Consider the following 19766-nt stretch of genomic DNA (forward strand, 5'->3'; position numbering starts at 1 on the left):
TACGCGGCGCCCCGTGGGGTCGGGCGCGCGTTCGAGATCCACCCTTGAGCTAGAACCATGGCCATGTCAACAACGCCTGGCCAGGCCGCCGTTGGGCCCGCGCGGTGCGCCGAGCGCGCGTCAGGGAATGACCGGGGGAGCCGCCCCCTCGTGGAGCAGGTCGTCCCGCCGCCGCGGCCCGCCGCCGGTCCCCTCGCGCGGGGGCGGCCCGTCCGAGCCGGCCGGGTACTCCTCCAGCGGAACGAGGTCCCGCTCCCAGGCCGACAGCACGGGGGCGACCACCCGCCACGCCTCCTCGGCCTCGTCGCCGCGGATGGACAGGGCCGGTTCCCCCTTGAGGACATCCAGCAGGAGCCGGCCATAGGCGGGGAGGTCGGGCGCCGCCATCCGGGCGGTGAGCGAGAGCGGCGTGAGAATGTTCGCCCGGGGGCCGATGCCCATCAGATCCAGGGACAGGCCCTCCGGTTCGAGCCCGAAGCGCAGCACGTTGGGCAGAGCCTCACCGCCCTGGCCGAAGGGCAGATGCGGCACCGAACGGAAGCGCACCGCGACCTCCTTGCGGTCGGCCTTCAGCGCCTTGCCGCTGCGCAGCCGGAACGTCGTGCCGGCCCAGCGCCAGTTGTCCAGCTCCAGTTCGATCTCGGCGAACGTCTCGGTGTGGCGCGCCGGGTCCACGCCCTCCTCGTCGGCGTACGCGGGAATGTCGCGGTCGCCGATCCGGCCGGGGAGGTAGCGCGCGCGGCGCGTGCGGTGCGTGACGTCGTAGTCGGTGAGGAGCCGCACCGACCGCAGCACGTCCACCTTCCGGTCGCGCAGGTCCCGCTCGCCCAGGGTGAGCGGCGGCTCCATGGCCACCAGGCAGAGCAGTTGGAGCAGATGGTTCTGCACCATGTCCTTGAGGGCGCCGACCGTGTCGTAGTAGCCGGCCCTGCCCTCCAGCGCGAGGGTCTCGTCCCAGACGATCTCGATCTCGGCGATGTGGGTGCTGTTCCAGAGAGGTTCCAGCACGCGGTTGGCGAGCCGGCTGCCGAGCACGTTCTGGACGGTCGTCATGGCCAGGAAGTGGTCCACCCGGAACACCGCCTGCTCCGGCACCAGCCCGGCGAGAAGCCGGTTCAGCTCCTGCGCGCCGGCCAGGTCCTCGCCGAACGGCTTCTCCAGCACGACCCGGCTGCCCGGCGGCAGGCCCGTGCCGTGCAGCGCGGTGACGACGGTCGGGAACAGGCCCGGGGGCAGGGCGAGATAGACGGCGACGGGTCCGGCGCCGGCGATGGCCGCGGCGATGTCGGCGGCGTCGGTGACATCGGCCCGCCGGTAGCGGGCCGAGGCGGCGACCGCCTCCTTGGCGTCGCGCGGACAGGGCCCGCAGTGGCGGTCGAGCTGGTCGGCGATCCACGCGCGGAACCGCTCGTCGTCCCAGTCCTCCCGGCTCGCGCCGGTCAGTTCGAACCGCTCGGGCAGGTGCCCCGCCGCCCGCAGGTCGGCCAGCGCGGGCAGCAGGTAACGGGCGCTGAGGTCGCCTGTCGCGCCGAAGACGGCGAGCCGGTCGATCATGTCCGCGCGCCCGCGCTCGCCCGGGCCAGGTTCACGCCGCTGGCGATGATCCCGATGTGGCTGAACGCCTGGGGGAAGTTGCCCATGAACTCTCCTGTGGACGGGTGGATCTGTTCCGGCAGCAGCCCGAGCGGGCTCGCCCGGGCGCACAGCGAGGCGTACAGCTCCTCGGCCTCCCCGATCCGGCCCTGGCCGATCAGGTTGTCGACCAGCCAGAAACTGCACAGCACGAACGCGCCCTCGTCGCCTGCCAGACCGTCGGGCAGCTCGCTGTGCAGGTAGCGGTAGAGCAGCCCGTCACCGGCCGACAGGCGCTCGGCGACGGCCGTCGCGGTCGCCACCATCCGCGGGTGATCGGGCGGCACGACCTGGCGCAGCGGAAGCGCGAGCAGGCTCGCGTCCAGGACGCCGCCACCGTCCAGGTGCGCGCTGAGGGTCCGCGCGTCCTCGTCCCAGGACTGCTCCAGGATCAGCCGGCGCAGTTCGTCCGCCGAGGCCCGCCACGCGCTGATCCGCCCCGGCAGGCCGAGCCGTTCCGCCATCGCCGCGGTCCGGTCCAGGGCCACCTGGCACATTCCGGCCGAGTAGGTGAACACCCGGCCCTCGCCGCGCACTTCCCAGATCCCCTGGTCCGGCTGCCGCCAGGCCTGCTCGGCGGCGTCGGCCAGCCCGGTCAGGCCCGCCCACAGTCCGGGCTGCATCTCGCCGCCGGCGCGCAGCCACTGGTCGGCGCAGTCCAGGATCTCGCCGTAGACGTCGTGCTGGCGCTGGTCGGCCGCGCCGTTGCCCCAGCGCACCGGCGAGGAGTGCCGGTAGCCCTCCAGGTCGCCGTCCTCCACCTCGTCCGGCACCGGGCCGCCGTGCAGGTCGTACATGATCCGGGGCCGCCCGCTGTACTCGAAGGCGTCCAGCACCCAGCCGAGGAAGGCGTCGGCCTCGCCCTGATAGCCGATGCGGCGCAGCGCGAACACGGTGAAGGCCGCGTCGCGGATCCAGGCGTAGCGGTAGTCCCAGTTGCGGACACCGCCGATCGGGGCCGGCAGGGAGGAGGTCGGTGCCGCGACCAGCGAGCCGTTGGTCCAGTCGTCGCACAGTTTCAGCGTGATCGCGGACCGCCTGACCAGGGCTTCCTCGGGACCGTCGTAGGCGAAGTGCGTCATCCAGCGGCGCCACGCGTCGGCGGTTCCGCGCAGCGTCGTTTCCGCGTCGAACCGGTGGTGGCGGTGGAAGCGGCCCCAGGACAGCACGAGATCGAGCCGGTCCCCCTCCCGCAGGTCGTGGGTGCTGCTCAGGCCGGCCAGCGGACGGTTGGACCGCAGGTGCAGCCGCACGCCGGGCCGCCGGGACGGCCGCACCTCCAGTCCGCTGAACAGGGCCCGCGCCTGCCCGCCGCCGCGCGGCGCCAGCTCGGCCCGCAGCCGCACCTTCCCGGCCAGCACCACCGCCGATCGCACGAGTTCGGCGCGGTCGGCCGGGGTGTCGTCGGTGAGATCGGCGCCGGAGCGCAGGGCCAGCGCGTCGGTCACGCGGACGAGCCCGGTGGGCGTGCGCAGCTCGGTCGTCAGCACGCCGGTGTCCGGCTCATAGCGCTGGCGGGCCTCCAGCAGATCCTCCGGGGCCACGGTGAAATGCCCACCGCGGGTCCGGTCCAGCAGGCCGCAGAACAGGGGTTCGCCGTCGAACCGGGGGAGGCACATCCAGGGGATGGAGCCGTCCAGGCCGACGAGCGCGGCCGTCGTGCCGTCCCCGATGAGGCCGAGGTCCTCCAGCGGCAGGTAGCCGTCGCGCCGGGTGACCGGCCGGAACGGGGGATCGGGATCGTACATGCCGCCTCGCCTAGAAGGTGATCAAGACTTTCACGACGTCCTCAAGCTTCTTGTCGGAGACCTCGAAGGCCCGTTCCATGTCGTCGAAGGAGAACTCATGGGTCGTCATGGGTGACGGGTCGACGCGCTGTGTCTCCAGCAGGCGCAGGAGCCGCTCCATGCGGAGTCTTCCGCCGGGGCAGAGCCCCGTCGCGATCGTCTTGTCGGCCATTCCGACGCCCCATTCGAGGCGGGGGATGCGCACGAATTCCCCTTCGCCGAAATAGCCGATGTTGGAGACCGTGCCACCCGGCTTGGTGATCCTGACCGCCGTCTGGAACGTCGGGTCCGCGCCGAGCGCCTCGATGGCGGTGTCCACGCCCTGGCACCGCGTGAGTTCCAGGATTCGCTCGTCCACGTTCTCGCTCGTGAAATCCACGATCTCGTCCGCGCCGTAGCTCCGCGCCAGCTTCTGCCGGGCGGGAACGGATTCGACCCCGATGACCAGCCCGGCGCCGCACAGCCTGGCCCCCGCCACCGCCATCAGGCCCACCGGCCCCAGCGCGAGAACGGCCACGGTTCCGCCGATCGGGATCATCCCCTTCTCGGCACCCATGAAGCCGGTCGAGAGCATATCGGCGCAGTACACCGCCGCCTCGTCCGAGACGGTGTCGGGGATTTTCGCGAGATTGGCGTCGGCGTCGTTCACATGGAAGTAGTCGGCGAAGACCCCGTCCTTGGAATTCGCGAACTTGAATCCCCCGAGCGGCCCGCCGGACTGCGACGGAAAGCCGTTCTGGGTGGCCCGGTCGCCCCAGTCCGGGGTGATGGCACCGGCCAGCACACGGTCGCCGGGCCGGAAATCCCGCACCTCGTCCCCCACGGCGTGCACGACGCCCACCGCCTCGTGTCCGAGCGTCAAACTCTCCCGGGGACCGATGCCGCCCTTGACGGTATGGGAGTCGGAGGTGCAGATCAGAGCCCGGGTCGTCCGCACGACGGCGTCCCCCGGCCCCAGCCGCGGTTCGGGCTTCTCCAGGAACCCACCCGCCCGATTTCTTTCATCACGAATGCCTTCACAACACCGCACCTCTCTCCCGGCACGTCACCGTCACCGAAATGGCGGAAAGGCGAAGCACGGCGGGCCGCGCCGTTTCCTGTCCGCATATTCTCAGGAGGCGCACGGGACCGCGATTCGACGGCGCCACCGGTCCGCTTCCGGGTGGCGCCCGGTGGGGCATGCGCGCGAGGCCAGGCGCCGGGCGAGTCCGCGCCGCAGCCGGGCGGAAGCCCCGGGAAGAGACCCGAGCCGCCGCACCTCGTCCGCGTCGACCTCACCCCGTTCGGCCAGGGCGAGCACGGCCCCATAGGGCCGCTCCCCCCGCACGAGCCCGGCCGCCGTCGCCTCCAGCACGGCACGCAGGACGACGCGGTCCGCACGGGGGTGCTCCGCCAGCAGGCGCAGGAGCCCGTTGTCGCTCCAGACGTTGTCGCGGCGCGCACACAACTCCAGCAGGGCGACGGGCGGGGTACGGGGGTTCGTGGCAAGCGCCTGCCAGACGAACGGGTAGGGGCAGTACACGAGTTGGCGCAGGAGACGCACGTCGCTCCCGGTGCGGGCCAGGGCGAGGTGGTCGGCGGGCGTCGGCACGGACGGGAGCTCCCTCGGGGGCAGTGAAGCGGCCTTGCCGTCACTCCGGGGCGGCGACGAGTTCGATCTCGAAGCCGTCGGTGTTTTCCAGGTACGCGGCGTACTGCTGGGGGCCGCCCGCGTGGGGGTGGCGGTCGGGGAAGAGGAGGGTCCAGCCGTGGTTGAGCGCCCTGTCGGTGAGGGTGTCGACGTCGTGGCGGGTTCCGGCGTGGAACGCGAGGTGGTTGAGGCCGGGGGCGCGGCGGTCGTGGTGGGTGGTGGTGAGCGCGGGGGACTGTTCGAGGACGAGGTAGGTGTGGCCGTGGCGCCAGCTCTTCCCGGTGGGCCAGTCCTGGTGAAGGGTGTAGCCGAACGCTTCGAGGAGCCAGGCCCAGTCCCGGGTCGCCCTGGCGAGGTCGGGGACCCAGATCTCGATGTGGTGCAGGGATCCCCGGGGCGGGGTGGGGGAGGGCCCGGTCACCCCGTGGCGTCCTTGGCGCTCAACGCGAGCCGCGACAGCGCGGAACGCAACTGGGCCGGCGTCGGCCTGTCCTGGGGGACCTTCGCGAGCAGGCTGGTGAGCAGCGGGCCCAGTGGCGTCCCCGCGCGTCTCGGGGTGAGCGGCGGGTCGGTGAGGACGGCGGCCATGGCCGCCGTCGGGCTGGGCCCGCCGAAAGCGGGCCGCCCCTCCACCGCGTAGAAGAGCGTGGCCCCAAGGCCCCACAGATCGGTGGCGGGTGAGCTCTCCAGGCCCCGGATCTGCTCCGGCGCCATATAGGCCGGGGTACCGATGATGGCGCCCGCCTCGGTCAGCGTGGGGTCGCCCTCGAACCGGGCGATGCCGAAGTCGGCGAGCTTGACCGATCCATCCTGCCGGAGCAGGACGTTGGCGGGTTTCACGTCGCGGTGGACGATGCCGAGTTCGTGGGCTTCCGTCAGCACGTCGAGCATCTCGCGGCCGATGGCGGCGGCCCGCGCGGGCGGCAGCGGCCCGTCGCGCTCCACCGTCCTGCTCAGCGTCTCGGCCTTGACCAGCTCCATCACGATGAGAACCGAGTCGTGGTCCACGAGCACGTCGTAGACGGTCACGGCGTTCCTGTGGTCGAGCTGCGCGGCGGCGCGAGCCTCACGGAGCATGCGGGCTCGCATGGTGCCTCGCGCGTCGGGAGCGAGCCCGGAGGGCGGCAGGAGCTGTTTGATCGCCACCTGCCGGCCCAGCACGCCGTCCCTGGCCCGCCAGACGACGCCCATGCCGCCACGGCCGAGCTCCTCCAGCGGCGTGAACCGGCCCTCCGACAGCGTGACGGCACGCGGCCCCGGCGCGGTCACGGTGGGCGACATGGGCGCGGGAACGACGACGGTGGGCGCGGGCACCGGCCGCGCCGCCCTCCTCCGGCGACGCCGGATCAGCAGGGGCACGGCGATCAGGGCGAACAGCACGAGCAGAAGGAGAATGCCGCGGGGGGCGACGCTCACGAAAGAAAGGACGGGCTCCGACTCCTCTGCCGTCACGGCTACTCCCTTCGTTGCCCGCACAGCCTGAACCACGGCTTGTTCAAAGGTCATTGCGGCCCCTCGTCCGGCGATCCCCAGGACAGTAACCTCGCTCACCGGCGAAGAAGCGTCAAGCGAAACGGATCGGCGCGGCCGCGTTCGCCGTTGACCGCTCGTCCAGAAGGATCCCCCCTGACCACCCCCGAGCTTTCTCCCGACTGGCTCACCGCTTGGCAACGCGGGATCACCGGCCAACTCGACCGAGCACTCGCCCTCTTCGAGCGCGCCCATGGCTACCCACCGGGCGACAACGAGGTGCCCCCGGCCGACGACACTAGCCGAGCCGCGGTCGCACGACCGATGGACACCACCGAGCTCCCGCCCGACCTGGTGCTCGACCACCTCACGGCCTACGGCCCCGTCCGCATCGCCGACCGGGCCACCGGCATCGTGTTCGGCAGTGACGGTGGAGGCATCCTGTTCGCCATCGATCACGACGGGCGCGTCCACCGGTCCGCCACCGCGAGCTGGTCGGACGACTTCCAACCGATTGTCCCGAGCCTGGCCCAATTCCTTGAGCGGCTACACCGAGCTGTTGCCGACCTGGCGAGCTCCCGACGGGGCGCGTGACACGTTCGGACCAGCTCTCGGGCAAGAGCCGGCGGCAGGACTCGTTCGGTGAAGGCTTCGATGCCGTTGATGACGGCTTCGAAGCGCATCGCACGGCCGACAGTGCCCGGCGACCGCGACGCCGGGCAGCGTGAACCAGACGGCTTTCTTCGGAGTGAGGTGGGGGGAACTGTGCCTGCGCAAGATCTTGCGGAGCCGCTCCTCCGGTTCACCCCGCGGCCCGGCGGACCCGCTTCGCCGCGCGGGTGATCGCCCAGGCGTCCGCCACCGGACCCACGTGCGCGAGCTTGTCGGGGTTGCTCACCGAGCGGATCGTCCGGATCCGCCCGTCGGCCACGTCGAGCGTCCAGGTGGTGAGCACCTTGTGGTCCCGGTCGCGGACGATCGCGCCGGGATGGCCGTTCACCTCGCGCGGCTCCCACTCCACCCCGACCCGGGCGAGCGCGGCGAAGCTCATGGACAGCAGCCGGGCCGTGTTGTCGGCGCCGACGATGCTCCTGGCCAACTGGGGGACCTTGCCGCCGCCGTCCCCGACCAACCGAACGTCGGCGGCGAGCAGTTCCCGCAGGCCCTCGACGTCGCCCTCCCGGAGCGCGTCGAAGAAACGCGCCGCCAGCTCGTCCCGCTCCCCGCGGTCCGCCTCGAACCGGGGGCGGCCCGCGTCCATGTGGCGCCGCGCCCGCACCGCGAGCTGGCGGCACGCCGCCTCCGACCTCCCCACCGCCGACGCGACCTCGGGGAAGCCGAACCCGAAGACCTCCCGCAGCACGAAGACCGCCCGCTCCAGCGGGCTCAGCCGCTCCAGCAGCAACAGCGCCGCCACCGACACCGAGTCGGCCAGCTCCGCCGACCGCGCCGGATCCTCATACGGGTCCGTGAGCAGCGGCTCGGGAAGCCACTGCCCGACGTACTCCTCCCGCCGGAAGCGGGCCGAGCGCAGCACGTCGATCGAGATCCGGGTGACCACGGCCGAGAGGAAGGCCTTGGCCGACCTGTGCCGCGTCCGCGAGGACTCGAAGCGCAGCCAGGTCTCCTGGACCGCGTCCTCGGCCTCGGTCACGCTGCCCAGCAGCCGGTACGCGATCGAGAACAGCAGCGGCCGCAGTTCCTCGAACTCCTCGGCCCGGGTCACGCCCGTCCCCCCTCGACGCCCCGGCACCCCGAGGGGCGGCGCGGCTCCCGCCCGCCGGCGGCGCCGGACACGCCGTTCGCCTGTCGCTCCACACCCGGGACGGTAGCGCCCGGCCGCCGCCCCGGGACCCCGGTCCCGCCTGTCACGAACACCCACATGCCTGTCACGTTCCCGATTCCGGAATCTGTCTCCGACACCCGAGACGAGACAGCCCCGCCGTCTGTGACACGAGGGGGGCCGCGGTACGGCGGGCGGGGCCTCAGTTCAGCCGGCGGCGGACGCGCCAGAGCCCGAAGGCCGTCAGCAGGGCGCCGGCCGCGAGGTACAGCGCGGTCTCCAGCCACTGGAACGGCCAGTAGCGTTCCGCCGGGTGGTACGAGACATCGACGTGGAGGCCGAGTTCGCCGAGGCACACCGCGGTGTCGCCGAATCTGCCGCCGGCTCCCGTCACCGGTGGGTCGTCGAGGCACTTGTTGAACGTGGCCTCGTCGAGCGCCCGGCCGTCCGCGGTGCGCAGCGGGCTCGTGTGGCTGATCCAGGCGCCGGGCTCGTCGGGCAGCCGCAGGCCGCCGACGGCGGCGCCCCCGGTGATGCTGCCCAGGCTCTTGGCCTCGTTGATGGCCTGGGCGGTCATGGGCAGCGACGCCGGCTCCGGCGACATCAGGTGCGGGCGCACGAAGTTGGGCACCAGCAACGCGAGCGCGAGCGAGACCGCGAGGGTGAGTGCCATCGCGGGCAGGGTCCGGCGCAGCACCAGGCCGATGACGACGCCGAGTGCGACGGCCAGCGCGGCGTGGCCGAGGGGCGCGATGTTGCGGGCGCCGAACTCCAGGGCGCTGAACCGGCTGCGAGCCACCTCGTCGAACGGGCTCGCCGCCCAGGTGAGCAGCGCGCTGGCCGCGCCCGTCACGGCCATGGCGGACAGGCCGACGACCAGCAGCTTGGTCAGCAGCCAGCGGACGCGGGTCACGCTCTGGTTCCACACCAACCGGTGGGTCCCGGCCTCCAGTTCGCGGGCGATGAGCGGCGCGCCCCAGAACGCGCCGAGGACGGCGGGGACCAGCGCGAGTCCGCCGGCGAGGAACAGCAGCGTGTTCTCGTAGGCGCCGCGGAACCGGGCCGCGGCCTCGGCGCAGTCGGCCTCGGTCCGGCACTGTTCCCGGTACGCGTCGTGCGCGTCGCGGATGTCCAGGCCGAGATACCCCAGGTAGGAGGTGGCCAGGGCCAGCGTGAGGACGGCGGCCAGCGCCTGGACGCGGAACTGCCGCCAGCTCAGCCAGATCATCGCGCGCCCCTTCCCGCCCGGGCCCCGGCGCGGGCGGCGGGCTCGGCCGCCCGCGTCATATAGGCGAGGACGAGCTCCTCCAGCGTGACGGGCTCCACCGAACCGGGCAGCGCCGACGGCGTTCCCGCGTCGGCCCGCACGAGCGCGCTGACGTGCCGCCCGTCGTTCTCCTCCCGCACCCGGATCACCTCGGCTCCGCCGGGCAGCCGGTCGAGCTCTTCGCGCGGCGCGACCAGCCGGTGGTGGGCGGCCAGCAGGTCGGGGATGTCGCCGGCGATCTGCACCCGGGACGCGCACAGCACGACGAGGTGGTCACAGACGCGTTCGATGTCGCCGAGCACGTGCGACGACAGCACCGCGCCGGCGCCGAGTTCGGTGACGAACTCCAGCAGGTTCTCCAGGAACGCCTGTCGCGCCAGCGGATCGAGCGCGGCGGCCGGCTCGTCGAATATCAGCAGCTCGGGGCGGGTCGCGGCGGCGATCGTCAGCGCCAGTTGCGCGCGCTGGCCGCCGGAGAGCCGCCCGGCCTTCTGTGCCGGGCTCAGCCCGGCCCGCGCGATCCGCCGCTCGGCCAGGTCCCGGTCCCACGACGGGTTCAGCCGCGCGCCCAGCCGCAGGTGATCGGCCACGCTGAACGACCCGTACACGGGCGTGTCCTGGGCAACGAACCCCACCCTCGCGAGGTGCGCGGCGCCGGCCGCCGGGCGGGACCCGAGCACGTTCAGCCAGCCGGACGTCGGCTCGGTCAGCCCGCAGGCGAGGTGCAGCAGTGTCGACTTGCCGGCCCCGTTCGGGCCGACCAGGCCGATGACACGGCCGGGCGGAATGGTGAGGTTGACGTCGTTCAGGGCCGTGCGGCGGCCGTACCTCTTGGTCAGGCCCTGGGCCTGGAGTACTGGTGGGGATTGCTCGTTGGGCATGGCCCCATCCTGGAAACGGGGGCCGTCCGCCGGCACCGGCCCAAAGCACGGTTCCGGCCGCCGGGGGCCGTTCTTTCGGCTGGTTCGGCCAAGGTGCGCCCAAGCGGTCAGGCGCCGTTGCCGACGACGCGGTTCTCCCAGGCCCAGACGGCGATCTCGACCCGGTTGCGCGCGCCGAGCTTGCCCATGATGACCGACAGGTGGCTCTTGACCGTGCTCAGCGAGATGAACAGCTCGGCGGCGATCTCCTGGTTGGTGCGGCCACGCGCGATGGCCCGCACCACCTGAAGCTCGCGCTCCGACAGCGGCGGCTCCGCGCGGCCGGCCCGGCCCGGCGCCCCGGAGGCCGCCAGGTGCCGCAACAGCCGCACGGTGACGGACGGCGAGACCAGCGCGTCCCCGTTGGCCGCCGCCCGGACGGCCTCGACCAGGAGGGCGGGACCGGCGTCCTTGAGGACGAAGCCCACGGCGCCGCCGCGCACCGCGCCGTAGACGTACTCGTCCAGGTCGAAGGTGGTGACCACGACGACCCGCAACGGGTCGCGCACGCCGGGGCCGGCCAGCGCGCGGGTCACCTCGATGCCGTCGAGGTGGGGCATTCTGACGTCCACGAGGCACACGTCCGGACGCAGCCGCCGGGCCAGGGCGACGGCCTCGGCCCCATCGACGGCCTCGGCGACCACGCTGATGTCGGGCTGGTCCTCCAGGATGAGCCGCAGCCCGCCGCGGACCATGGCCTGATCGTCGGCGAGCAGGACCCTGATGGTCATCGTGGCTCCCGGGTGGGCAGGGGCAGGGTGGCCCGCACGAACCAGCCGGCGCCGCGACCGGGGCCGGAGAACAGCGTGCCGCCGAGCGATTCGACGCGCTCGCGCATGCCGAGCAAACCGTATCCGGCGCGATGGGCGGGCCGGACCGGCCCCGATGGGGCGTCGTCGACGACCTCCACGGTGACCCCTCGCGGGTCCCGGCCGACGGTGACCGACACCGAGCCGGCCCCGGCTGCGTGGCGCCGGACGTTGGTCAGCGCCTCGCGGACGACGCGGTAGACGGTGCTCGTCACCTCCGGCGGCCACGCCGCCTCACCGTCGGGAGCGTCGGGCATCCGCAAGTGGACGCGCGGGCCCTGCTGGTTGAAGCGCTCGACCAGGGCGCCGAGCCGCTCCGGCCCGGGAGAGGCGGGACCCGTGTCGTCGCGCAGCAGCCCGACGACGCGGCGCATGGCGGTGAGGGCGTCGGCGGCGCAGGTCTCGATGCCGGCCAGGGAGTCAACGGCCTTTCCGGGGTCCTTGCGCCCGACGACCTGGGCGGCCTGGGCCTGGATCAGCATGCCGGCGATGTGGTGGGCCACGACGTCGTGCAACTCCCTGGCCAGTTCCAGACGTTCGTCCCGGCGCACCTGCTCGGCGGTGGTCCGGGCCCGGTCGTCGAGCAGCCGCAGCGACAGCCCGACGGCCACGGCGGCCAGCCAGGCGGCGCCGTTCACCGCCGTCACGGCCGTGACGCCGGACACGGCCGGGTTGGCGGCGAGTTGGCCGCCGGCCACCAGCGCGAGCCCGGCGGCGGCGATGACCCCGGCGGGCACGGGACGCAGGGCCCGGATCGCGGAGCCGACCAGCACGGACAGGCCGAGCGCCAGCGCGGGCCCCGGCTCCTGGGGCAGGTCGGCGGCTTTGGACAGCGTGACGGCGACCGCCGCCACGGCCAGGCCCGCGCCCGCGAGCCACGCCCGGTGCCGGTGCCGGTGGCGGTGGCGGAGCAGCGCGAGCGCGCACACCGCCACCGCGGCGGCGGCGCCGGGGAGCCAGTACCAGGCGCCCCAGCTCTGCGCGATGGCGACGGTCTGGGTGACGAGCGCCGCGAGAAACAGGGCGGTGAGCCCGGTGGCGGAGGCGATCCTGGCGGCGCGGTCCAGCATGGTCACGCCGTTCACGCTACAGATCCACCGGCTTTCGGCCGTGCCGCTCGGCGGCGCGCGGGCCAACACCCGGCACCGGGGCGGCGATCCGTATCCATGCCCCGAGGCTAGTCACGCGGAGGCGCGGGGCGGACCGGCCGAAAGTACGGAAACCGCGTTCACACGCGCCCGCTGAGCCATGTATTGACACCCTCTTGACCTGCTCCTATCCTCTGTTCGACTTCGTGAACGACGTTCGATATTACGGACGTTCCGCGGTCGGGCGCGCCCCGTTTCCCCGCCGGCCAAGAGCGATCAGCGCTGTGCACAGCCCCGTTCCGAGCCCATGAGCGCCTGCTGGGCGTAGGCGCTTCTCCTCATCAACGGAAAGAGTGCGAGATGTCCTCCTCCGTCAGCCGGCGCCGGCTCCTCCAGGTGGGCGGGGCCGCCGCCGTCGCCTCCGTCGCCGGGCCCGTCATCGCAACCTCGCCCGCCCGGGCGGCGATTCCCCCGGCCCGGCCCGACATCGGGGTGTCCGCGCACCCCTTCGAGCTCGGTCAGGTCCGGCTGACCGCGAGCCGCTGGCTGGACAACGAGAACCGGACGCGGAACTATCTGCGGTTCGTCGACGTCGACCGGCTGCTGTACAACTTCCGGGCCAACCACCGGCTGTCCACCAACGGCGCCGCGTCCAACGGCGGCTGGGACGCGCCGACGTTCCCGTTCCGCACCCATGTGCAGGGCCACTTCCTCACCGCGTGGGCGCAGGTCTACGCCCTGACCGGGGACACCACCTGCCGGGACAAGGCCAACCACATGGTGGCGGAGCTGGCCAAGTGCCAGGCGAACAACGGCGCGGCCGGGTTCAACAGCGGGTATCTGTCGGGCTTTCCCGAGTCCGACTTCACCGCTCTCGAACAGCGCACCCTGACCAACGGCAACGTGCCGTACTACGCGATCCACAAGACCCTGGTCGGCCTGCTGGACGTGTGGCGGCACCTGGGCAGCACGCAGGCCCGCGACGTGCTGCTGAGCCTGGCGGGCTGGGTCGACTGGCGCACCGGCCGGCTGAGCGGCCAGCAGATGCAGACCATGCTGGGCACCGAGTTCGGCGGCATGAACGCCGTGCTGGCCGACCTCTACCAGCAGACCGGCGACGCGCGGTGGCTCACCGTCGCCCAGCGGTTCGACCACGGCGCGGTGTTCGACCCGCTGGCCGCCAACGAGGACCGGCTCAACGGGCTGCACGCCAACACCCAGGTGCCCAAGTGGATCGGCGCCGCCCGGGAGTTCAAGGCCACCGGCACCACCCGCTACCGCGACATCGCCACCAACGCCTGGAACATCTGCGTCAACGCGCACACCTACGTCATCGGCGGCAACAGCCAGGCGGAGCACTTCCGGCCCCCCAACGCCATCGCCGCCTACCTGAACCAGGACACGTGCGAGAGCTGCAACACGTACAACATGCTCACGCTCACCCGCGAGTTGTTCGCGCTGGACCCGAACCGGGCCGCGCTGTTCGACTACTACGAGCGGGCGTGGCTGAACCAGATGATCGGCCAGCAGAACCCGGCCAGCGACCACGGCCACGTCACCTACTTCACCCCGCTCAACCCGGGCGGCCGCCGGGGCGTCGGCCCGGCCTGGGGCGGCGGCACCTGGAGCACCGACTACGACAGCTTCTGGTGCTGCCAGGGCACGGGCCTGGAGATGCACACCAGGCTGATGGACTCCATCTACTTCTTCAACGACACCACGCTGACCGTGAACCTGTTCGTGCCGTCGGAGCTCACCTGGTCGCAGCGCGGGATCACCGTCACCCAGACCACGTCGTACCCCGTCGGCGACACCACGACCCTGCGGGTCACCGGCACCGTCAGCGGGACCTGGTCGATGCGCGTCCGCATCCCGGGCTGGACCAGCGGGGCCACCGTCAGCGTCAACGGCGCGGCACAGAACATCGCGACCACGCCCGGCAGTTACGCCACCCTGACCCGCTCCTGGACCTCCGGCGACACGGTCACCGTCCGCCTGCCCATGCAGGTCGTCCCGCGGCCGGCCAACGACAACGCGAACGTCGCCGCCATCACCTACGGCCCGGTCGTGCTGTCCGGCAACTACGGCAACACCGCGCTCGGCTCCCTCCCGTCGCTGAACACGTCCTCGATCACCCGGACCAGCGGCAGCTCGCTCGCCTTCACCGCCACCGCCAACGGCTCCACCGTCAACCTGGGCCCGTTCTACGACGCGCACGGCCACAACTACACCGTCTACTGGAACGTCGGCAGCAGCGCCACGGTCCGCCTCGTCAACGTCGGCAGCGGGCTGGTGCTGGGCATCCAGGACATGTCCACGGCCGACGGCGGCCGCGCCCTCCAGTGGCACGACTCGGGCACCGCCGATCACAACTGGGCGATGATCAACGACGGGAACGCGGTCCGGCTCCGCAACGCCCACAGCGGCAAAGTGCTCGGCGTCCAGGACATGTCCACCGCGGACAACGCGACCGTCCTGCAATGGTCGGACAACGGCACCGCCGACCACAGGTGGACGCTGCTCGACCAGGGAGACGGGACGTACAAGATCCGCAACGAGAACAGCGGCAAGCTGCTCGGAATTCAGGACAACTCCACCGCGGTGGGCGCGTTCGCGGTCCAGGAATCGGACAACGGCACCGCCGACAACCGGTGGCGCGTCGTGCGCAACGGCTAGGGCGCACCACCGTCGGCCGGGAGGCGGGACCACACCCGCCGGACGTCACCTGGAGGTGTATGTCCGGCGGGCGATCTCCGCCCGTGGCATATCGGCGAAGGCGCCGTCCCTGTTTAGCGTTTGAGCCTCGACATCACGACGTACGCGTGGCGACGGCACCCCGATGGAGAGTTGCTCATGAGACGCAGATTCCTGGCCGGCGCCCTGTCGGCCATGGTCCTGGCCGGCACCTTGTTCACCGCGTCCGCCGAGGCCGGCGAGCCGACGGCGCCCCCGCGGCTGCCCGAGCCGGGCGGCGACCACCCGATCGGCATGGTCACGGTGCATCTGGAGGACCGGGACAGTGCCGACCCCTGGGTGCCCCATGAACACCGGGAACTGATGGTCTCCGTCTGGTATCCGGCGGAAAGGCCCTCGGACACCCCCTCGGCGTACATGACCGCCGAGGAATCCAGCACCTATCTGGAGGCCGGCGGCATTCCGCTGCCGCCCGATGTGCTGAGCACCGTGGTCACCCACTCCACCGTCGGCGCCCGGCCCATGCGCACCCGCGCCCGACTTCCCCTGGTCGTGCTCTCCCCGGGGTTCGGCATGCCGCGCGCGACGCTGACCGGACTCGCCGAGGAGTTGGCCAGCCGGGGCTACGTCGTGGCCGGCATCGGCCACAACTACGAGGCGGACGGCATCACGTTCCCCGACGGGCACACCACCGGCTGCGTGATATGCGACAACCCGGATCACGCCCGGGTCGGGGACGTACGCGCCGCGGACGTGTCCTTCGTCCTCGACGAACTCACCGGAACTTCCCCGGCGTGGGAGCACGGCGGGCTCATCGACACCGACCGCGTCGCCATGGTCGGGCACTCGGCCGGGGGCTACAGCACGGTCCCGGCCCTGCTGGCGGACACGCGCATCAAGGCGGCGGTCAACATGGACGGCAACTTCCGCTACCCCAGCGAGGCACTGCTCCGCCGGCCGATGCTGATGCTGGGCGGACCCGGTCACGTGCCCGGCGGGCCCGACCCGACCTGGGACGAGACCTGGACCGAACTGACCGGCTGGCGGCGTTGGTTGAGCGTCGACGGCATGGCGCACCTCTCCTTCACCGACGTGGCGCCGCTGGCCGGACAACTCGGCATCCCGGTCCAGGCCCTCGACGGCGACCGCTGCGACACCATCACGCGCGCCTACGTCACGGCGTTTGCCGACACGCACCTGCGCGGGCGGAACGCGCCCCTGCTGGACGGGCCGTCGGCACGGTACCCGGAGGTGAGGTTCCACCAGCTGCCGTGAGCGACGTTGCCGTGGTCATGAGGGGCGCGCGGGCAGCACGCCGAGCTGGCGCAGCTGCGCGGCGACGTCCACGACCCCCCAGCCCTCGGCGATGCGGTCGTCCACGAAACGGACGATGAAGATCTCGCTGTAGGTGATGGACTTGCCGGTCGGCGCGACGCCCAGGTACTCGCCGCGGTGGGTCCCGGTGACCGTGTTCCGGCAGACGACCTTGTCCCCCTCGGCGATCATGTCCTCGACCGCGACATGGAGGTCGGGGAAGGCCCGGTGGAGCCTGGCGAGCACCTCCTTCTGGGCCTCCGCCCCCGTCGCCTCGATCGGCAACGGCGTGTGGATCAGCACATCGGGCTGGAAGATCTCGTCGATCATCGTCGAGACGAGCTCCACGTCGCCGCTGTTGTGGGCCTCGTTCAGACGGCTGAGCGTCGCCTTGTGGTCGGCGAGTTGGGTTGCAGACATGCGGTTCCTCCCTGGAGGGCTTCGGCGTTCCGCGGGTGTTCGCCGCGGCGCCGGACCGGCGGCGCGAACGTTGTCCCGCACACCTGGGCGACGAACGAGCACCCGCCCGGGGGACAGCCGCGGTCAGAGCTCTTCCAGCCGCCGGGTCAGGAACCGCCGTTCGGGCGTCGTGGTGGCCAGCTCAAGCGCCCGGCGGTACGCCGCCCGGGCCTCGTCGTGACGGCCGAGCCGCCGCAACAGCTCGCCGCGGGTCGAGTGGAAGTAGAGGTAGCCGTCCAGGCCGAGGCGGTCGACGGCGCCCAGCGCGGCGGCGGGGTCGCCGGCCTGGGCGACCGCCACGGCGCGGTTGAGCTCGACCACCGGGGAGCCGGTGAGCTCGGCCAGCCGCCGGTACATCTCGGCGACCCGCGGCCAGTCGATCCGCTCCCGCGTCTGCAACGACGCGATCGCGGCCTGAACGACATAGGCGCCGCGCCCGCCCAGCGCGACCGCCCGTTCGAGCGCCGCCCGGCCCGTCGCGATCTGCCCCGCGTCCCACAGCGACCGGTCCTGGTCTTCCAGCAGCACCAGGTCCTCACCGGAGAACCGGGCCCGGCGCCGGGCGTGGTGGATCATCATCAGCGCCAGCAGCCCGTGTACCTCCGGCTCGTCCGGCATGAGCGCGGCGAGCACTCGCCCCAGCCGGATCGCCTCGGCGCCCAGATCGACCCGGCCGCGGTAACCCTCGTTGTAGATCAGGTAGATCACGGCCAGCACCGCGTCGAGGCGCTCGGGCAGCAGACGCGCGCCGGGCACCGCGAACGGGATGCCGGTCGCCTTGATCTTGGCCTTGGCGCGCGACAGACGCCGCTTCATGGTCTCCTCCGAGACCAGGAACGCCCGGGCGATCTCGGCGGTCTCCAGGCCACCGAGCGCCCGCAGCGTGAGCGCCACCTGACCCTCCAGGGGCAGCGCCGGGTGGCAGCAGGTGAAGATCAGCTCCAGCCGTTCATCCTTGATCACGGTGTCGTCGAATTCGTCCATGACGGCCTCGGGTACCGGCAGCAGATTGATCTTCTCGGCCAGGGTGCGCTCCCGGCGAATCCAGTCAATGGCCCGGTTGCGGGCCGTCGTCACCAGCCACGCGCCCGGGTTCGCCGGCACGCCCGACTCGGGCCAGCGCCGCGCCGCGATCGCGAACGCCTCCTGCGCGGCGTCCTCCGCCTTGTCGAAGTCACCGAGAAACCCGACCAGCGAGGCCAGCACCCGGCCCCACTCGTCGCGGAACACTTCCTCCAGCACGGTCAGCGCCGCGCCACCGGCCGGATCTCGATCGTGGCGCCGAGCCGGACGGCCGGCACGCGCGCCGCCAGCTCGGTCGCCTCGTCCAGGTCGGCCGCCTCGAGCAGATAGAAGCCGCCGAGCACCTCCTTGGTGTCCGCGAAGGGGCCGTCGGTCATCAGGGTCCGGCCGCCGACCACGCGCACGCAGGTCGCCGTCTCGGCGGGCTGCAACCGCGCGGCGCCGGCGCACCGTGGGTCGTCGCCCAGCACCGCGTACTCGGCGTGCATCGCCTCACGTTCGGCATCGGACAGCGTGTCGTCGAAGCCGGGCTCGGCGTAGATCATCACGGCGTACTGCATCGCAACCTCCGGAGTTCAGTGGGGTCCCACCCCTGACGACGAACGAGCGGCGGCGCGGGGGACATCATCGGCGGACATTTTTTCGGACCGCCGTGCCGCCGGCGGCCGCTACCCCCGCGCGACGATCTTCGCGACCGCGTCGCGCATGAGCTCGCGGTCGGCCGGTTCGGGGTCCAGGGCACGGTGGATCGCCGCGCCCTCGATGAGGGCGTCGAGCTGGCGGGCCGCGCGGGGGCTGAAGTGCCGTTCCAGGTCCTCGCGGCTGCGCCGCATCCACGTGCTGGTGATCCGGCGGAACTTCGGGTCACGCGCCGCCAGCGTGTACAGCTCGAAGACGATCACCAGGTCGCGGTTGCTCTGCCGGCCGGACTCGGAGTGAATCAGGTCGAGGACCGCGGCCTGAGCCTGCTCGGCGTCCGCCGCGGCGCCCAGGCGGGCCGTGAAGGTGTCCGCGATCGAGTTCGCGAAGCGGGTGAACGCCTCGTACAGCAGCCCGTCCATGCCGCCGAAGTGGTAGGTGAGCGTCCCCAGCGGCACGTCCGCGCGCGCGGCGATCTTGCGGTGGGACAGGCCCGCCACACCGATCTCCGCGATGAGATCGATCGTGATGTCGATCAGGCGGTCGCGTCGGCCGGGTTCGGTACGGCGGGACTTCACAGCGCTCCTCGGGACGGCTGCCGCTAAAGGGACCGGAGCACGCGGGCCGGGTTGCCCACGGCGAGCGCGTTCGCGGGGATGTCACGGGTGACGACCGACCCGGCGCCCACGACGCTGTTGTCGCCGATGCTCACGCCGGGGCACACGATGACGCCGCCACCCAGCCAGACATTGTCGCCGATGGTGATCGGCCTGGCCGCCTCCAGCTTGTCGCGCCGCGGCTGCGGCTCGACCGGGTGCGTGGGGGTCAGCAACTGAACGTGCGGACCGATCTGGCAGTCCGCCCCGATCGTGATCGGCGCGACGTCCAGCGCCGTCAGGCCCATGTTGACGAACGTGCGGGGACCGATGGTGATGTGGCTGCCGTAGTCCACGTAGACCGGCGCGCGCACGAACGCGGTCTCGTCCAGCGACCCGAAGAGCCGGCGGGCATGGTGCTGGCCGGCCCCCGGGTCCTCGTTGTAGGCGGCGAGGAACTCGGCCGACAGCCGCGCGGCCTTCTTCTGCTCCTCGAAGATCGCCGGGTCGTCGGCGATGTAGAGGTCACCGGCCAGCATGCGCTCGTGGTTGGTGCGCGGATCGCCGGCGAAGTAGTCGGGGGGCGGCGCCGACGCGCCGGAGGCCAGATCAGTCATATGAACGATCGTACAGTGCCGCTATGAGCGATCGTTCA

19 protein-coding genes are annotated in these 19766 nt (G+C 72.2%); 3 read left to right on the forward strand and 16 right to left on the reverse strand.

Annotated elements, in window-relative coordinates; translation table 11 throughout:
- Positions 1–120: 120 nt before the first annotated feature.
- The 6 genes from RM590_RS14870 to RM590_RS14895 form a co-directional block, all read right to left on the reverse strand.
- Complete coding sequence (locus RM590_RS14870) at positions 121–1554, reverse strand: glucose-6-phosphate dehydrogenase (protein WP_311705009.1); 1434 nt, start codon at positions 1552–1554, stop codon at positions 121–123.
- Positions 1551–3380, reverse strand: coding sequence for a glycoside hydrolase family 15 protein (locus RM590_RS14875; RefSeq protein WP_311705010.1), 1830 nt, complete (start codon positions 3378–3380; stop codon positions 1551–1553). The genes RM590_RS14870 and RM590_RS14875 overlap by 4 nt, the downstream gene beginning before the upstream one ends.
- Positions 3381–3390: 10 nt before the next feature.
- Positions 3391–4356 carry a zinc-binding dehydrogenase gene (locus tag RM590_RS14880; protein WP_311705011.1) on the reverse strand — a complete coding sequence of 322 codons (966 nt, stop codon included), beginning with the start codon at positions 4354–4356 and terminating at the stop codon, positions 3391–3393.
- 174 nt (positions 4357–4530) lie between these two features.
- Positions 4531–5010, reverse strand: a complete 480-nt coding sequence (locus RM590_RS14885; RefSeq protein WP_311705012.1) for a hypothetical protein — start codon at positions 5008–5010, stop codon at positions 4531–4533.
- A 40-nt stretch (positions 5011–5050) separates the two neighbouring features.
- Positions 5051–5470 (reverse strand): VOC family protein, encoded by a 420-nt coding sequence (locus RM590_RS14890; protein WP_311705013.1) that lies wholly within the window; start codon positions 5468–5470, stop codon positions 5051–5053.
- Complete coding sequence (locus RM590_RS14895; RefSeq protein WP_311705014.1) at positions 5467–6465, reverse strand: serine/threonine-protein kinase; 999 nt, start codon at positions 6463–6465, stop codon at positions 5467–5469. Before RM590_RS14895 ends, RM590_RS14890 begins: the two co-directional genes overlap by 4 nt.
- Positions 6466–6648: 183 nt before the next feature.
- Between RM590_RS14895 and RM590_RS14900 the strand changes: the two genes are divergently transcribed.
- Entirely contained in the window at positions 6649–7113 is a 465-nt protein-coding gene (locus RM590_RS14900; protein WP_311705015.1) for a hypothetical protein, read from the forward strand.
- Positions 7114–7321: 208 nt separating this feature from the next.
- Here RM590_RS14900 and RM590_RS14905 read toward each other — a convergent pair whose 3' ends face one another.
- The 5 genes from RM590_RS14905 to RM590_RS14925 all read right to left on the reverse strand — a co-directional run bounded on the left by RM590_RS14905 (position 7322) and on the right by RM590_RS14925 (position 12368).
- Positions 7322–8245: an RNA polymerase sigma-70 factor gene (locus RM590_RS14905; protein WP_311705016.1), complete on the reverse strand. Its 924-nt coding sequence runs from the start codon at positions 8243–8245 to the stop codon at positions 7322–7324.
- A gap of 259 nt (positions 8246–8504) precedes the next feature.
- The gene (locus tag RM590_RS14910; protein WP_311705017.1) at positions 8505–9530 is read right to left on the reverse strand and encodes an ABC transporter permease subunit; all 1026 of its coding nucleotides are present in this window, start codon (positions 9528–9530) and stop codon (positions 8505–8507) included.
- The gene (locus RM590_RS14915) at positions 9527–10450 is read right to left on the reverse strand and encodes an ABC transporter ATP-binding protein (protein ID WP_311705018.1); all 924 of its coding nucleotides are present in this window, start codon (positions 10448–10450) and stop codon (positions 9527–9529) included. Before RM590_RS14915 ends, RM590_RS14910 begins: the two co-directional genes overlap by 4 nt.
- A gap of 107 nt (positions 10451–10557) precedes the next feature.
- Positions 10558–11220, reverse strand: coding sequence for a response regulator transcription factor (locus tag RM590_RS14920; protein WP_311705019.1), 663 nt, complete (start codon positions 11218–11220; stop codon positions 10558–10560).
- Positions 11217–12368: a sensor histidine kinase gene (locus RM590_RS14925; protein ID WP_311705094.1), complete on the reverse strand. Its 1152-nt coding sequence runs from the start codon at positions 12366–12368 to the stop codon at positions 11217–11219. The genes RM590_RS14920 and RM590_RS14925 overlap by 4 nt, the downstream gene beginning before the upstream one ends.
- A gap of 378 nt (positions 12369–12746) precedes the next feature.
- Between RM590_RS14925 and RM590_RS14930 the strand changes: the two genes are divergently transcribed.
- Positions 12747–15062 (forward strand): beta-L-arabinofuranosidase domain-containing protein, encoded by a 2316-nt coding sequence (locus tag RM590_RS14930; RefSeq protein ID WP_311705020.1) that lies wholly within the window; start codon positions 12747–12749, stop codon positions 15060–15062.
- Positions 15063–15239: 177 nt separating this feature from the next.
- Positions 15240–16355 carry an alpha/beta hydrolase family protein gene (locus RM590_RS14935; protein WP_311705021.1) on the forward strand — a complete coding sequence of 372 codons (1116 nt, stop codon included), beginning with the start codon at positions 15240–15242 and terminating at the stop codon, positions 16353–16355.
- A 15-nt stretch (positions 16356–16370) separates the two neighbouring features.
- Here RM590_RS14935 and RM590_RS14940 read toward each other — a convergent pair whose 3' ends face one another.
- The 5 genes from RM590_RS14940 to RM590_RS14960 form a co-directional block, all read right to left on the reverse strand.
- Positions 16371–16814 (reverse strand): ester cyclase, encoded by a 444-nt coding sequence (locus RM590_RS14940; protein WP_311705022.1) that lies wholly within the window; start codon positions 16812–16814, stop codon positions 16371–16373.
- Positions 16815–16937: 123 nt separating this feature from the next.
- Positions 16938–18095 carry an RNA polymerase sigma factor gene (locus tag RM590_RS14945; protein WP_311705023.1) on the reverse strand — a complete coding sequence of 386 codons (1158 nt, stop codon included), beginning with the start codon at positions 18093–18095 and terminating at the stop codon, positions 16938–16940.
- A gap of 2 nt (positions 18096–18097) precedes the next feature.
- Positions 18098–18436 (reverse strand): YciI family protein, encoded by a 339-nt coding sequence (locus tag RM590_RS14950; protein ID WP_311705024.1) that lies wholly within the window; start codon positions 18434–18436, stop codon positions 18098–18100.
- A 108-nt stretch (positions 18437–18544) separates the two neighbouring features.
- Positions 18545–19093 (reverse strand): TetR/AcrR family transcriptional regulator, encoded by a 549-nt coding sequence (locus tag RM590_RS14955; RefSeq protein WP_311705025.1) that lies wholly within the window; start codon positions 19091–19093, stop codon positions 18545–18547.
- A 23-nt stretch (positions 19094–19116) separates the two neighbouring features.
- On the reverse strand, positions 19117–19728 hold the full coding sequence (locus tag RM590_RS14960; protein ID WP_311705026.1) for a sugar O-acetyltransferase: 612 nt from the start codon (positions 19726–19728) through the stop codon (positions 19117–19119).
- Between the last annotated feature and the right edge of the window lie 38 nt (positions 19729–19766).

Origin of the sequence: Streptomyces litchfieldiae, assembly GCF_031845365.1 — a bacterium.
GTDB classification, from domain to species: Bacteria; Actinomycetota; Actinomycetes; order Streptomycetales; family Streptomycetaceae; genus Streptomyces; species Streptomyces litchfieldiae.

What these genes read in the sequence shown, in the direction of transcription:
- RM590_RS14875 (WP_311705010.1), bottom strand. Translation starts at nt 3,380, where the DNA reads ATGTACGATCCCGATCCCCCGTTCCGGCCGGTCACCCGGCGCGACGGC.
- RM590_RS14930 (WP_311705020.1), top strand. Translation starts at nt 12,747, where the DNA reads ATGTCCTCCTCCGTCAGCCGGCGCCGGCTCCTCCAGGTGGGCGGGGCC.
- RM590_RS14935 (WP_311705021.1), top strand. Translation starts at nt 15,240, where the DNA reads ATGAGACGCAGATTCCTGGCCGGCGCCCTGTCGGCCATGGTCCTGGCC.
- RM590_RS14920 (WP_311705019.1), bottom strand. Translation starts at nt 11,220, where the DNA reads ATGACCATCAGGGTCCTGCTCGCCGACGATCAGGCCATGGTCCGCGGC.
- RM590_RS14940 (WP_311705022.1), bottom strand. Translation starts at nt 16,814, where the DNA reads ATGTCTGCAACCCAACTCGCCGACCACAAGGCGACGCTCAGCCGTCTG.
- RM590_RS14910 (WP_311705017.1), bottom strand. Translation starts at nt 9,530, where the DNA reads ATGATCTGGCTGAGCTGGCGGCAGTTCCGCGTCCAGGCGCTGGCCGCC.
- RM590_RS14960 (WP_311705026.1), bottom strand. Translation starts at nt 19,728, where the DNA reads ATGACTGATCTGGCCTCCGGCGCGTCGGCGCCGCCCCCCGACTACTTC.
- RM590_RS14950 (WP_311705024.1), bottom strand. Translation starts at nt 18,436, where the DNA reads ATGCAGTACGCCGTGATGATCTACGCCGAGCCCGGCTTCGACGACACG.
- RM590_RS14870 (WP_311705009.1), bottom strand. Translation starts at nt 1,554, where the DNA reads ATGATCGACCGGCTCGCCGTCTTCGGCGCGACAGGCGACCTCAGCGCC.
- RM590_RS14925 (WP_311705094.1), bottom strand. Translation starts at nt 12,368, where the DNA reads ATGCTGGACCGCGCCGCCAGGATCGCCTCCGCCACCGGGCTCACCGCC.
- RM590_RS14915 (WP_311705018.1), bottom strand. Translation starts at nt 10,450, where the DNA reads ATGCCCAACGAGCAATCCCCACCAGTACTCCAGGCCCAGGGCCTGACC.